The organism is Pacificibacter sp. (assembly GCF_039769035.1).
Classification (GTDB): domain Bacteria; phylum Pseudomonadota; class Alphaproteobacteria; order Rhodobacterales; family Rhodobacteraceae; genus Celeribacter.
Window position 1 is genome coordinate 1 of sequence record NZ_JBDMZG010000146.1, and the last position, 13745, is coordinate 13745.

Annotated in this window: 16 protein-coding genes; 10 read left to right on the forward strand and 6 right to left on the reverse strand. The window is 54.5% G+C overall.

What is annotated here, in order from left to right; all coding sequences use genetic code 11:
• The 3 genes from leuS to ABF287_RS12615 form a co-directional block, all read right to left on the reverse strand.
• On the reverse strand, positions 1–2467 hold a 2467-nt coding region (gene leuS / locus ABF287_RS12605), incomplete at its 3' end, for a leucine--tRNA ligase (protein ID WP_347185357.1).
• 75 nt (positions 2468–2542) lie between these two features.
• Positions 2543–3094, reverse strand: coding sequence for a DUF3576 domain-containing protein (locus tag ABF287_RS12610; RefSeq protein WP_347185358.1), 552 nt, complete (start codon positions 3092–3094; stop codon positions 2543–2545).
• Positions 3095–3252: 158 nt separating this feature from the next.
• On the reverse strand, positions 3253–4371 hold the full coding sequence (locus ABF287_RS12615; protein WP_347185359.1) for a porin: 1119 nt from the start codon (positions 4369–4371) through the stop codon (positions 3253–3255).
• 215 nt (positions 4372–4586) lie between these two features.
• On the opposite strand from ABF287_RS12615, the gene ABF287_RS12620 reads away from it, so the two are divergent.
• Complete coding sequence (locus ABF287_RS12620; protein ID WP_347185360.1) at positions 4587–5246, forward strand: YggS family pyridoxal phosphate-dependent enzyme; 660 nt, start codon at positions 4587–4589, stop codon at positions 5244–5246.
• Here ABF287_RS12620 and ABF287_RS12625 read toward each other — a convergent pair.
• Both ABF287_RS12625 and ribA read right to left on the reverse strand, forming a co-directional pair.
• Positions 5243–5698, reverse strand: coding sequence for a L,D-transpeptidase family protein (locus ABF287_RS12625; RefSeq protein ID WP_347185416.1), 456 nt, complete (start codon positions 5696–5698; stop codon positions 5243–5245). The genes ABF287_RS12620 and ABF287_RS12625 overlap by 4 nt on opposite strands.
• A gap of 53 nt (positions 5699–5751) precedes the next feature.
• The gene (gene ribA, locus ABF287_RS12630) at positions 5752–6840 is read right to left on the reverse strand and encodes a GTP cyclohydrolase II (RefSeq protein ID WP_347185361.1); all 1089 of its coding nucleotides are present in this window, start codon (positions 6838–6840) and stop codon (positions 5752–5754) included.
• 166 nt (positions 6841–7006) lie between these two features.
• On the opposite strand from ribA, the gene ABF287_RS12635 reads away from it, so the two are divergent.
• The 4 genes from ABF287_RS12635 to ABF287_RS12650 all read left to right on the forward strand — a co-directional run bounded on the left by ABF287_RS12635 (position 7007) and on the right by ABF287_RS12650 (position 10099).
• Positions 7007–7693: a response regulator transcription factor gene (locus ABF287_RS12635; RefSeq protein WP_347185362.1), complete on the forward strand. Its 687-nt coding sequence runs from the start codon at positions 7007–7009 to the stop codon at positions 7691–7693.
• 213 nt (positions 7694–7906) lie between these two features.
• Positions 7907–8584 carry an amino acid ABC transporter permease gene (locus ABF287_RS12640; protein WP_347185363.1) on the forward strand — a complete coding sequence of 226 codons (678 nt, stop codon included), beginning with the start codon at positions 7907–7909 and terminating at the stop codon, positions 8582–8584.
• Positions 8581–9276 carry an amino acid ABC transporter permease gene (locus tag ABF287_RS12645; RefSeq protein ID WP_347185364.1) on the forward strand — a complete coding sequence of 232 codons (696 nt, stop codon included), beginning with the start codon at positions 8581–8583 and terminating at the stop codon, positions 9274–9276. The genes ABF287_RS12640 and ABF287_RS12645 overlap by 4 nt, the downstream gene beginning before the upstream one ends.
• Before the next feature lie 34 nt (positions 9277–9310).
• On the forward strand, positions 9311–10099 hold the full coding sequence (locus tag ABF287_RS12650; RefSeq protein WP_347185365.1) for a transporter substrate-binding domain-containing protein: 789 nt from the start codon (positions 9311–9313) through the stop codon (positions 10097–10099).
• A gap of 53 nt (positions 10100–10152) precedes the next feature.
• Here ABF287_RS12650 and soxR read toward each other — a convergent pair whose 3' ends face one another.
• Positions 10153–10587, reverse strand: a complete 435-nt coding sequence (soxR, locus tag ABF287_RS12655) for a redox-sensitive transcriptional activator SoxR (RefSeq protein WP_347185366.1) — start codon at positions 10585–10587, stop codon at positions 10153–10155.
• A gap of 82 nt (positions 10588–10669) precedes the next feature.
• Between soxR and ABF287_RS12660 the strand changes: the two genes are divergently transcribed.
• From ABF287_RS12660 to ABF287_RS12680, 5 genes are all read left to right on the forward strand, one after another.
• Positions 10670–11053 (forward strand): VOC family protein, encoded by a 384-nt coding sequence (locus ABF287_RS12660; RefSeq protein ID WP_347185367.1) that lies wholly within the window; start codon positions 10670–10672, stop codon positions 11051–11053.
• A 90-nt stretch (positions 11054–11143) separates the two neighbouring features.
• Complete coding sequence (locus tag ABF287_RS12665) at positions 11144–11932, forward strand: exodeoxyribonuclease III (protein WP_347185368.1); 789 nt, start codon at positions 11144–11146, stop codon at positions 11930–11932.
• Positions 11933–11987: 55 nt separating this feature from the next.
• A complete protein-coding gene (locus tag ABF287_RS12670; RefSeq protein WP_347185369.1) occupies positions 11988–12893 on the forward strand; it encodes a co-chaperone YbbN in 906 nt (301 codons plus the stop codon).
• A gap of 26 nt (positions 12894–12919) precedes the next feature.
• Positions 12920–13555 carry an LON peptidase substrate-binding domain-containing protein gene (locus tag ABF287_RS12675; RefSeq protein WP_347185417.1) on the forward strand — a complete coding sequence of 212 codons (636 nt, stop codon included), beginning with the start codon at positions 12920–12922 and terminating at the stop codon, positions 13553–13555.
• Positions 13555–13743 carry a Trm112 family protein gene (locus ABF287_RS12680; protein WP_347185370.1) on the forward strand — a complete coding sequence of 63 codons (189 nt, stop codon included), beginning with the start codon at positions 13555–13557 and terminating at the stop codon, positions 13741–13743. Before ABF287_RS12675 ends, ABF287_RS12680 begins: the two co-directional genes overlap by 1 nt.
• Positions 13744–13745: the final 2 nt, after the last annotated feature.

Below are 13745 nucleotides of genomic sequence, written 5' to 3' on the forward strand. Positions count from 1 at the left end.
CCTTTAGAACAAGTTTTTCAACCTCTTCTTTCGGCATGTCTTTTGGCACGGTGATTTCATCGCGGCGTTTGCCGTTGATTTGGATCGGCATGGTCACGGAATCCTCGACCAGCATCGCTTCATCAGCGACAGGCCAAGGGGCGTGCACGATCAGGCCTTCGCCACCCAGCAGGGACCACATTTCCTCAGATAGGTGCGGCGTCATCGGTGACATCAACTGTGCCAGCGTTTTGATCGCAAAGCGCTTGGCTTCACGGCCCGCTTTGGATTTGGCGATGGCATTGGTGAAGCCATAAAGCTTGGCGATAGAGGCGTTAAAGCCAAAGCTATCAACGCCCAAAGTGACCTCGACGATGGCTTTATGCGCGGCGCGGATCAGGTCTTCGTCGCCTGTGCCTTGCTCAGGTTGGTTTTCAAGCTCGGCCGCCAAACGGTGCACACGGTTCAGGTGTTTAGCAGAGGCTTCGGCACCTGACGCTGTCCATTCCACATCGCGTTCGGGCGGGCTGTCGGACAGCACAAACCAACGCGCCGTATCAGCACCATATTGTTTGATGATCTCAACCGGATCGACCACGTTGTTTTTGGATTTCGACATTTTGGCGGATGGGATCACTTTGATCTTTTCGCCAGTCGCTTTGACAACCGTTTCGCCATCGCGTTCTTCCACTTCCTCCGGGTAGTGGTAAATCGCGCGGCCGTGGTCATCTGTGCGTTCTGCGTTTTGATAGATCGCGTGTGTCACCATGCCTTGGGTGAAGAGCGCGTTGAACGGCTCGCGCGCGCTGTCAGGCAGGTGGCCTGTTTCATTCATCGCACGGGCGAAGAAACGCGAGTAAAGCAGGTGCAAAATCGCGTGTTCGATGCCGCCGATATATTGATCGACGTTCATCCAGTAATCGGCGTCCTCGGCGATGGTCGGCGTGGTCGCGCGCGGCGCAGTGAAGCGCGCGTAGTACCAAGAGCTGTCCACGAAGGTGTCCATCGTGTCGGTCTCGCGCAGCGCGTCTTTGCCACAGCTTGGGCAGGCACATTGACGCCATGTCGGGTGACGATCCAGCGGGTTGCCAGGAATGTCGAAAGACACATCATCGGGCAGCTCAATCGGCAAGTTTTCTTTCTTTTCAGGGACAACGCCACAGTCATCACAATGCACAACAGGGATCGGACAGCCCCAGTAACGCTGACGCGACAGGCCCCAATCGCGCAGGCGATATTTGGTCACGCCTGTGCCAAAGCCTTTGGATTCGCACAGTTCAATCGCCGCATCCACGGCTGCTTCGCCGGTTTGAACGGTCTCGCCTGCGAAGCCTTTGGAGTATTTCACCATGTCGGCTTTTGGCGGCACATAGGCTTCGCCTTCGGCAGCTTCGCCTTTGACGGGGCCAAAGACAGGTGTGATCGGCAGGTCGTATTTGGTGGCAAATTCGAAATCGCGTTGGTCGTGGGCTGGGCAGCCAAAGACCGCGCCTGTGCCGTAATCCATCAAGATGAAGTTGGCGATATAGACCGACAATTCCCAATTTGGATCGAGCGGGTGTTTGACCTTAACGCCTGTGTTCAGACCAAGCTTTTCAGCCTTCTCAATCGCTTCAGCGGTGGTGCCACCTTTGCGACATTCTTCGCAGAAGGCCGCGATGTCTGGATTGGCGTCAGACAGTTCTTTGGCCAAAGGGTGATCCGCAGAAATGCCGACAAAAGACGCGCCCATGAGCGTATCGGGGCGGGTGGTGTAGACCTCGATTTGGTCGTCACGGCCAACAATATCAAAGCTGAACTGCAAACCACGGGATTTGCCGATCCAGTTTTTCTGCATGGTTTTGACCTTGTCAGGCCAATTGTCCAAGGTATCAATGGCTTCCAGCAAATCTTCGGAATAGTCGGAGATTTTAAAGAACCACTGGGTCAGCTCTTTACGTTCAACCAAAGCGCCAGAGCGCCAGCCGCGCCCGTCTTCGACCTGTTCGTTGGCCAAAACGGTCATGTCGATGGGGTCCCAATTGACCACAGCGTTCTTCCGGTAAACCAAGCCTTTGTCGAGCATATCGATAAACATCGATTGCTGCTGACCGTAGTATTCCGGATCACAGGTCGCAAACATCCGCGTCCAGTCAATCGACAGGCCGAGCGGTTTCATTTGGTCGACCATGGTGTCGATATTGGCGTAGGTCCATGTTTTCGGATGCCCACCAGAGGCCATCGCCGCGTTTTCCGCAGGCATGCCAAAGGCGTCAAAACCCATAGGGTGCAACACGTTATGCCCTGTCGAGGACTTATACCGCGCGACAACATCGCCCATGGTGTAATTGCGCACGTGACCGATGTGAATGCGACCTGACGGGTACGGGAACATCTCAAGCACGTAGTATTTCGGTTTGCTCTCATCGCGTTTCGCGAGGAAAACCTCACCTTCGTTCCAAGCCTTCTGCCATTTTGGTTCAAGATCGGCAGGGGTGTAGCTGGTCATGTGTCGTATCCTTCGGGTCTTCATCAAAACGCCGAGCACGTCGGCTCGGCGTGGTCTTAAAACATATGGTGTGTGTTACTTGCCTGTGCGCAATTGGCGGGCACGGCTCAAGATAGCATCTTCGACTGCGCGCACGGTGTCATCGCTGACGGCGCCGCCTCGGGTGTACAAAGACAGGTTCAAGGTGCGTGCATCAAGGGCTGGATCGGTTACGTGGATCACAGCGCGGTAAGCGCGGCCGCCACCCGGAGGTGTGCCATATCCAGTGATGATCACGCCCGTAAATGGATCGGCTGATTGAACAGGCAGGAAGGACAGCACATCAAGGGCTGCGTTCCAAATGTATTTGTTCACTTGTGCGCCGGCTTCCAAAGACCCACGGCCTCCGCCCAAAACGCCGCGGCGATTGGGTTGTTCGACCACAATGACTTCGCCGTTGGGCAGCTCAACCGCTTGTCCCGTCTTGCGCGTATCGACAGTTTCGCCGTCCACCTGTTGGGCATTTGCGCCACCAGACAGAGATCCTACGCCGAGCGACCCGAAAGAGCCAAGGCTCCCGTTTCCACATCCCGCCAATGTAAAGGCGGCCATGAAGCCAATAAATGCAGTGTGTTTAAGGCGGAGCATACGGTGGTTTCCCTATCGATCAATCGAGGCAACCGTACCGTTCAAATATCGGATGAACAAGTGCTTTGGCACAGGGGCTAGGTTCAAAGCGAGCAACTGCACAAACGAAAGGGGCCGCCCCCGAAGGAGCGGCCCCAAAAATCTAAAGTCTTAGAGACTTAGAATGTAAAGCCGAGGCGAACAGTTGTGCCTGCGTCGAAGTCTTCGTCAGCGTCTGCTTCGTCAACTTTTGCGTATTCGATTGCAAGAGTAGCGTCGCCACCGAGTTCGTAAGATGCGCCGAAGTAAGCTTCTTCATCTTGGTTTGTACCAGCTACGAATGTGAGGCCGTTGCCAGCGTCGAATGTAGCGTCGATGTCCCAAGCGCTGTCGTTCTCAAGTGTAAGACCAACAGTTACTGGAGCCGCGTCGTAAGATACGCCAACTTCCCATGAGTCGTCAGATTCGTAAGAAGCTGAAACTGAAACCATTTCGTTTACGTCGTAAGAAGCGTCGAGGCCCCATGCGTCGTCTGCAACAGTGTTAGACGTGAAGTAAGCGCCAACTGTCAGTGCGTCGACTGTGTAAGAAGCACCGAGGCCAGTTGATGTTTCTGCGCCATTGTCGAGGTAACCCAAAGAAAGGTCAGCACCAGCAAGTGTTGTAGAAACTGCAAATGCAGTCGCTGCGCCAACAAGGTTCTCTAGGTCGCCGTCGTCGTCGAGACCGTCGTGATCTGCGTCTTGGTAAGCTGCAGAAACAGTTACGCCACCGAGGTCAGCAGAAGCAGAGAACTGGACGTGTGAGAAGTCAGTTGCACCGGCACCAGTTGCGCCAGAAACTGCAACAGAGTAGTCGCCGTATGTCAATTCTGCACGAAGAACAGCTTCAACTTCGTCTGTGTCTTCATCCAAGATGTTGACGTCGAAGTCAGCTTCAGGCGCGCCGTCAAGAGCTTTAGGAGCTGAGAAGTTTACGCCAGCAGCTGTTGCTGTGTCACCGAGGTAAAGACCGCCCATTTCAGACGTCAAAGACAACTCAAGGTCTTCGAATTGAATGACATGATCGTCGCTGGTGTTGCCGAGATTGTCGTTAGCAACTTCGATGGCTGCAGATGCGCCAGCTGTCCAGCCGTTGTTCAATTCTTGTGAGAATGACAAGCCAGTGGAAAGCTCCCAAGCCATGCCAGTCATGTCGTTGTAAGAAAGTTCAGCAGAACCGCCGTCGAAGCTTACGTCAGCAGCTGCTGCGCCAGCGAAGGCGACGATAGCTGCAGAGGAGAGAAGAATCTTTTTCATTGTTACCCTCGTGGATTTGAAAAAATGTGATGCTAGATAATCCAGCACATGCCGAGACATTTGCGACTTATGGCGCTTTGGGTCAAGGGAAGTGGGGTGACTTTGGGTGGTCTGATAAGAATTGATGCAAGTTGGTCACACACTTGTTGCGCATCGGTGGCAATCCGGCCTAAATGTGTGAAAATAGCCAAGTTTTATTAGGTTTGGAGGCGTCCGTGGGGCTCAAAGATATACAAAATCGGGTGGAAAAAGCGGCCATTTTGGCCGGAAAAGACCCAAAATCAGCCCATTTGATCGCAGTTTCTAAGATTCAGCCAAATGAACGCGTCGAAGATGTTTTGCGCTTGGGTCATCGCGTGTTCGGTGAAAACCGCATTCAAGAGGCTGCAGGCAAGTGGCCGACGTTCAAGGAATCGTATTCAGACGTGGAATTGCACCTGATCGGACCGCTGCAATCCAACAAGGTGCGCCAAGCCATGGAGCTGTTCGATGTCATCCATACGGTAGATCGTCCTAAGATCGCCAAAGCCATTGCGCGTATCGCGGCCGAGACCGGAAACTGCCCGCGTCTCTATATACAGGTGAACACGGGCGCAGAGCCGCAAAAAGCTGGCGTGCTGCCAGATGACGCGGACACCTTTATATATGAGTGTCGCGATTTGGGTCTGCCTGTCGAAGGATTGATGTGTATTCCACCGGCGGATCAAGATCCGTCGCCGCATTTTGCGATGTTGGCCGAGATCGCCAAGCGCAACGATTTGCCAGAGCTGTCGATGGGGATGTCGGGCGACTTTGAGACGGCGATTGCCCATGGCGCGACTTATGTGCGGGTGGGATCTGCCATTTTCGGCGCACGGGCGTATGAGATCACTTAGCGTATAATCAGGCGGGTGCGAGGCGTGATGCGCTGTGCAATCCATCGCAAATGATCTGGGCGAAAGGCGATGCAGCCTTCTGTCGGGTATCGCGGTCTGCGCCACCGGTGCACAAAGATCGCCGATCCCTTATGTGGCGTCGCTTCTGGCCAGTTCCAATCGGTGATCAGCACCAGATCATACAGACGATCCCCGCGCCGCAGTTTTTCATGACTGGGCGCAAAGGGTGCTTTGACCAATAGATTATAGTCAGGATGATCGGGTGCGTCGCACCACAGATCGCGCGGCAAGATCATTTCGCCAGTGATCGGTCCGGTGATCGTCGGTGTGCGGTCCGCGCGGTATAGAATGCCGGGCATATAATGTGTGCCACGTGGCGAGGCGCCGTCGCCCTCAACCTTGTGTGACGTGATCCCGCCTTTGCCGATTGAGCAGGGAAAGCGCCGCCCCATAAAGCGCACGCCCCATTTGCTGGCGACAATATCTGTGGGGGAAAACGGCTGCACTATAGAAGGTGCCCCGATTTTTTGGCCTTGGTCGCAAGGTAAGCGCTGTTGTGGCGGTTTTTGCCGACTTCTAAAGGCACGCGGGAAACGACCTCGATGCAATGTTCTTGCATGCGGGCGATTTTGGCGGGGTTGTTGGTCATCAGATTGACAGCAGAGAACCCCATTTCTTTCAAGATCGCCGCACCAATGCGGAAATCGCGCTCATCATCTTCAAAGCCAAGGCGGTGATTGGCCTCAACAGTGTCATAGCCTTGGTCTTGCAAAGAATAGGCACGCATCTTGTTGGCGTGACCAATGCCGCGACCTTCTTGGTTCAGATACAGCAGCACACCACTGCCGTTTTCACCCATCGCGCCGAGCGCTGCGTGCAGCTGTGGCCCGCAATCGCATTTGAGCGAGCCAAACAGATCGCCGGTGAAACAGGCCGAATGCAATCGTGCCAAGACGGGCTTGCTGCGATCTGGTTTTCCGATCTCAATGACGAAATGCTCTTCGCCGCCATCATCAGGGCGAAACACATGAACGCGCCCCGCGTCATGGGCTGTCAGCGGCACGCGCGCATTCACGATGTCCTGCAACGGCGCGAGCAGCTCCATATAAGGTGTGGCCTCTTCAACGGGCACCACGGTCAGCCCGTGTTCAGCCGCCAAGGTAAGGGCGTCGCTTGTGTCGACCAAAATCGCGGCGGGCAGCAAGCGGGCAGACTTGGCCAGCTTGATCGCGGCGCGGTGCCGTTCGGCGCAGCCACCACGGGTGCTCACAAACGGTCCCTTCATCGGGGTGTTCAAATCATCAGCGGGGTCCGCGATAGATTCGATCCATGAGGTTTTCGCCTCCGCAGGCACGTCCAGTCGCGCGACATCGCCGTCATAGATCGGCACTTTCAACGTTTCTGCGCGGCGTGATGTGATCGCCAAAACAACCTTGCCAATGGATTTGAAGGTGTCCAAGCGGTCGCCTGAAAGATTTTCCGCCGCGATTGCCAAAGACATGCCAGACTCTGAGCGCAGGACAATAGGCACCCCCATGCGCAGGTCTGCGCGGGCGCGGGCGATCAATTCTGGTAGGCTAGGGGCAAGGCTCATATGCATTTCCATCGGTGTGACAGCGCCATATGTAGTGATTATTGTCGCAAAGTGAAACATATCCCGCCCGATTTACACGGTTGCGTGAAATGACTGTCGCAAATCTTGTCGCAGGCGTGATCGCGCATCACTTCTTAGACAGAGACAACAAAGGAGGGCATTCACAATGGCCACTCTCAAAAAGATTTTGCTGGTTGATGACGACGACGACTTGCGCGAGGCGCTCAGCGAGCAGTTGGTGATGACCGAAGATTTCGACATTTTCGAAGCCGACAGCGGCGCAACGGGCATGGAGAAGATTAAGGATCAGCACTATGATCTGGTCATGTTGGATGTCGGCCTGCCAGACACAGATGGTCGCGAGCTGTGTAAATTGATGCGCAAAAGCGGTGTCAAAGCACCGATCTTGATGCTTACAGGTCACGACACCGATGCGGATACGATCTTGGGTCTGGATGCAGGCGCAAATGATTACATCACCAAACCGTTCAAATTCCCTGTGCTTTTGGCCCGCGTTCGCGCGCAACTTCGCACCCATGAACAATCTGAAGCGGCGGTGTTCCAGCTTGGGCCTTACACGTTCCAGCCTGCCCAAAAGATGTTGGTCACGGATGATGAAAAGAAAATTCGTCTGACGGAAAAAGAAACAAATATTTTGAAATATTTGTACCGTTCAAGCGAATCCGTTGTGCCGCGTGACGTGCTGTTGCACGAGGTATGGGGCTACAATGCGGGCGTGACGACGCACACTTTGGAAACGCATATCTACCGTTTGCGTCAAAAGATCGAACCTGATCCCTCGAATGCGCGCATTTTGGTGACAGAATCTGGCGGATACCGCTTGGCCGCATAATTTTTACGCTGCTATCGCCATCAAAAGGGCTCGGATCGTTATGATCCGGCCCTTTTATTGTGCGGGTGATCAAAATTTAGCCTCGATTTTTGGCGTGGCCATGAATGCTGACCTTTAGCTGTTATCGTTATCTTGTACCTACCTGCGACTGCCTATTGGTTCGACTGAAGTACAAGATTGTATACGAACTGATCAGCGCGGAGCCGGGCATTCATGGAACTGAGATTCTTCGAAATCTACCGAAATCCGGAATATCTGTGGTTGCTGGCGGAAGGCGTCACGTTGAGTGCGGTCTTGACGCTGGCAGGGGCGATACTTGGTTTCATTATGGCGCTGGGCTTGTCCGCCGCACGCTATGAAAAAGTCCCTGTTCTGCGCTATGTGTCTGCCGCCTATGTGGACTTCATCCGTAACACGCCGCTGATTGTGCAGTTGTTTTTCGTGGCTTTCGGTTTGCCGCAGCTTTTGGGCTATGTCTGGCCGTTTTGGGCGCACGCTGTTTTGGCTTTGACGCTCAACTTTTCTGCCTATTTCGCCGAAATTCTGCGCGCAGGCTTTCAGGTTGTCGACGACGGGCAGCATGACGCCGCCAAGGCTTTGGGCCTGCCGCGTTATGTCCAGTTTTTCAAAATCATCGTGCCACAATCTGTGGCGCAGATGTTTGCCTCGCTCAATTCGCAGTTCATCTTCTTGTTCCTCACAACGGGCGTGATTTCCGAGATCGGCGTGCGCGATTTGACCCAAGCGGGTCTCTATATCGACAGCCGTACGTTCCGGTCCTTCGAGGTCTTCTTCACCCTGACGGTTTTGTACATCCTCATCTCCTTGGCCTTCAAATGGCTGATGCAGGTGGTTGAAAAGCGGGCCTTCCGCTGGAAGGGCGCACGATGAAAGAGTTTTTTGTCAGCCTTTTGGGCAAACCCGACGGCATCATTCTATTCCAACTGATCGAAGCCACGCAGTACACGATCTATCTGTCGCTGATCGCCTTTATCGGCGGTGGCATTCTGGGCGGGGCCATCACCTTGCTACGGATCATGCCGAGCAAGCCCGCAAAGCGCTTTGCCATCAGCTATATCTGGCTGTTCCAATCGACGCCGCTGTTGATGCTGTTGTTCCTCACCGGACTTGGCGCGCCTGCGTTGTTTGGTGTCACTGTTAATCCGTGGATCGCGGCGATTTTCTCGCTCACCATGTATTCTTCGGCCTATATGGCGGACGTGTGGCGTGGCGCGATTGAAAGCGTTCCACAAGGTCAATGGGAAGGATCCCGTGCCATCGGTCTTGGGTTTTTCGTCACTCTTCGCAAAGTGATCTTGCCGCAAGCACTGCGCGTCGCCTTGGCGCCCACCGTCGGCTTCATGGTGCAGATCATCAAGGGCACCTCGCTGGCTTACATCATTGGCTTTCACGACCTTATGGCGATCGGCAAACGCTGGGCCAACGCGCCCATCGAAGGGTCCGAACCTTACATCATCTTCCCGCTCATGGCGTTGATCTATTTCTGCCTGTGCTACCCATTGTCTTTATGGTCGCGCTGGTTGGAGAAACGTCTGGGCTCAGTTTCAAAGAAACCTGCCTAAAGCAGGACGCACATCTCAACCTAGGAGTTCCAACATGTTGAAAACTACTTTTAAATCTATGGTCGCAGCCGCGGTTATGGCTTTGCCATTCACTGCCCCTGCACAAGCTGACCTGTCAGACATCTTGTCCGCTGGCGTTGTTAAAATCGCTGTGCCTGAAAGCTTTGCGCCATTCGGCTCATTGGGCATGGAAGGCGAGCACGTTGGCTATGACGTCGACGTTGCTAAATTGATCGCGGAAAACCTCGGCGTTGAATTGGAAATCGTCCCTGTTGTGTCAAAACAGCGTATCCCGTTCTTGGAAACAGACCGCGTTGATCTTGTGATCGCCACTATGGGTGCCAACCCTGAGCGTGCGAAATCCATCTGGTTCTCTGCTGCTTACGCGCCGTTCTACTCTGGTGCTTTTGCTGCTGACGACAAAATGATCTCTTCTGCGGCTGATCTGTCAGGCATGAAAATCGGCCTTACAGGCGGTACTTTGGAAGACCTAGAGTTGACAAAAATCGCGCCAGAAGATGCTGAAATCATCCGTTTCGGTGACAACGCTGCGACTTTGGCGGCCTACACATCTGGTCAAGTTGACGTGCTTGTTGCTGGTAACACAGCTGCCGCGCAAGTGTCCGCTGACAACCCTGACATGAGCGTTGAGACCAAGTTCATCTTGAAGCAAAGCCCTGCCTTCATCGGCGTGAAAAAAGGCAACTTCGATCTGCTTCAGTGGGTCAACGTCTTTATCTTGCACAAGACACTTGGCGGTGAATTGGATGCGATTTCCGAAGAGTGGCTCGGTCAGCCATTGCCACCTTTGCCAACATTCTAAGGCTTAGACCTTTCCCTTGTGAAAAGGCTCCCTTTTGGGGGCCTTTTTGCTGTTCAGAGCAACTGCGGACCAGGCCCACGGGCGGCGACCGCGTCGTCTTTGTTGTAGATGGCGCATTTCTTCATCGACAGACAGCCGCAGCCAATACAGCCTTCTAGATTGTCGCGCAGCTTTTCCAGTGATGCGATCTTCGCGTCCAGCTCTGCGCGAAAGTCCAAAGCAATCTTGCCCCAGTCTGCCTCGTTCGGAGTGCGGTTTTCGGGCAGGTCTTTCAGCAATTCGCGAATGCGCGCGATGGAAAAACCAAACTTTTGCGCCGCGATGATGAATGAAATCCGTCTGAGCGCCACCCGCGCATAGCGCCGCTGCCCGCCTGCGTTGCGATTGGCCTGCAACAGCCCCTCAGATTCATAGTAGCGCAAGGCCGACACAGCGATGCCAGTGCGCGCGGCGACTTGCCCGATGGAAAGTTCTTTTGAAAGTGCCATAAAAAACCCTTGACCTAAAGTGAGCTTTAGCAATTACACACTTAACTCACCAAAGCAAATCAAACCTGAATTGGAGAGAATCATGACACAAGTGAAGCTAGAACACGTGAATGTCACCGTCGCGAACCTGCAAGAAACAGCCGACTGGATGACTTACATTTTTGGGTGGGACATCCGCTGGCAGGGGCCGTCAATCAATGGTGGTAAAAGCGCCCATGTGGGTGGGGCCGATAGCTATATCGCCATCTACCAGCCGCCCACCGCCCCAGTCCCAGCCGCCAACAGCTATGGCATGCTTTCGGGTCTCAATCACATCGCCGTTGTGGTCGATGACCTTGATGCGGTTGAGGCACGCGTGAAACGGGCGGGGTTCACCACAGGCTCACACGCCGATTATGAACCAGGTCGCCGGTTCTACTTTGACGCCACCGATGGCATTGAGGTCGAAGTGGTCCAATACGATTGACCCAATTCTGGGTGGCGCAAGCGTGCAAGGCAGATTAACCTGACGATCAAATGTAAAAGGCCGCTTTGGCCGTATCTCAGGAAGTCGCTCATGTCATTCACGCTCGCCACTTGGAACATCAACTCAGTGCGTCTGCGCGAGCCGATTGTTTTGAAACTTCTCGAAGAACAAGCGCCTGACGTTTTGTGTCTGCAAGAGTGCAAATCCCCCGTCGAAAAAATCCCGCTCGAAGGCTTTCGTGCGCTGGGCTACGAGCACATGGTTGCGCGCGGGCAAAAGGGCTATAACGGCGTTGCGATCCTGTCGAAACTGCCGATTGAGGACGCGGGCGGCGAAGATTACGCCTCTCTGGGTCATGCGCGCCACGTGGCGGGCAAGCTGGAAAACGGGGTGACCATTCACAACTTTTATGTGCCCGCAGGTGGCGACAAACCGGACCGCGAGATCAACGAAAAGTTCGGCCAAAAGCTCGACTACCTGACCGAAATGCGCGACGCTTTTCATGCCAATAAACCGAAAAAATCTATTCTCGTGGGCGATCTGAACATCGCGCCGCGCGAAGATGATGTGTGGGACCACAAAAAACTGCTCAAAATCGTCTCGCATACCCCGATCGAGGTCGAACATCTGGCCCAGACCCAAGACGCAGGCGGCTTTGTCGACATCACCCGCCAAGACATCCCCGAAGGGCTTTTGTACAGCTGGTGGTCGTATCGCGCCAAAGAGTGGGACGTGGCCGACAAAGGCCGTCGTCTCGACCATATCTGGGGCACGTCCGACATTTCCAATGCGGCCCATTCCAGCCGCGTGTTGCGCGATGCGCGTGGATGGGAAAAACCATCTGATCACGCGCCCGTCTTTGCCACCTTCGACCTTTAAAATCTCTGCAAACAAGCGCATATAGAGACCAAGCAACGTTTCAGGAGAGACCCAAATGATCGAACTCGGGACATCCACCGCCCCAACTGCGGGCGCACATATCATTGACGTGACCGAAAACAACTTCATGCAAGAAGTGGTCGAGATGTCGAAAACGGTCCCTGTGATCGTCGACTTCTGGGCGCCTTGGTGTGGCCCATGTAAAACGCTCGGGCCGGCTTTGGAGGCTGCCGTGAACGCAGCCGACGGAAAAGTGCGCATGGCAAAAATTGACGTGGACCAAAACCAGATGCTCGCAGGGCAAATGCGGGTGCAATCCATTCCGACGGTCTTTGCCTTCTGGCAAGGCGAGCCAATCGATGGCTTCCAAGGCGCGCTGCCGCAGTCCGAAATCGACGCTTTCGTGGCCAAGCTTTTGGACCTTGGCGATGACGGTGGTTTGGACGCCGCTGTTGAAGCTGCCGACGAGATGTTTGAAGCGGGCGAGGTTGATGACGCGGCCGAAACATACGCCGCGATCTTGGAAGAAGACCAAAAGAACGTTGGTGCTTTTGTTGGTTTGGCCAAATGCCATGTTGCCAAAGATGCACTGGAGGAAGCCGAAGCGGTGCTGAACGGCATGCCTGCTGAGATCTCAGACTCACCTTTGGTCGAGGCCGTGTTCGCCCAAATCGCGCTGGCGCGTGAGGCCGAAAACGCAGGCCCTGTTGCCGAACTGACCGCCGTTGTGGAAGCCGATCCTGCCAATATGCAAGCACGCCTTGATTTGGCCACAGCTTTGCACGCAGAGGGTCAGGTCGAAGAAGCTGTTGAGGCTTTGTTGGCCGCATTCAAACAAGATCGCGATTGGAATGAAGGCGCTGCCAAAGAACAATTGTTCAAGGTTTTCGACAGTTTGAAACCCAATGATCCGATTGTTTTGAACGGGCGTCGCAAATTATCATCAATGATATTTGTCTGATTGGAATGGCGGGCTAGTTCATGGGTATGAAAAATTCAAATGATCTACCCTCCGTGCTGCCCATCTTTGCGCTGCCAGGCGCGTTGATGTTGCCGCGCGCGCCTTTGCCGCTGCACATTTTCGAGCCACGCTATCTGCAAATGGTCGAAGATTGCATGAAAACGCCTGAGCGCCTGATTGTCATGGCGCAACCGCGCGGCGGGGCAGCGGGCGACAGGCTGAACGCCATCGGTTGCGCTGGGCGGTTGACCAGCTTTAGCGAAACCGAAGATGGCCGCTACATGATCACGCTCACTGGTATTTCGCGTTGTCGCATCGGTGAAGAAGTGAGCGGTTTTGCACCCTACAGGCGCGCGACCCTTGAGTGGACCGACTTCGAACGCGATCTGGGGCCAGCAGAGCACGACGCTGGGCTGGACCGCGATGCGTTTTTGAAAGTTCTGCGCCGTTACTTTGCGGACGAAGAATTGGACGTCGATTGGAACAGTCTGGCGGCGGCGTCTGATGAGGCATTGATCAATTCGGTGTCGATGCTCTGCCCGTTTGAGCCAGAAGACAAACAGGCGCTGCTTGAGGCCCCGTCGCTCACAACGCGCCGCGAAACACTTGTCACGCTGATGGAATTTGCGCTACGAGGCGGCAACAACGAGGACATAATGTAATGACACCCGAGACAATCCCATTTGATCGCAGAATGCTCGAAGCTTTGGTTTGCCCGCTTACGCGTGGCCCGCTGAGCTATGATGCTGACGCGCAAGAGCTGGTGTCAAAGACCGCCAAGCTGGCCTATCCCATTCGCAACGGCATTCCGATTATGTTGGCCGACGAAGCGCGCGCGCTCGACAACTAAAC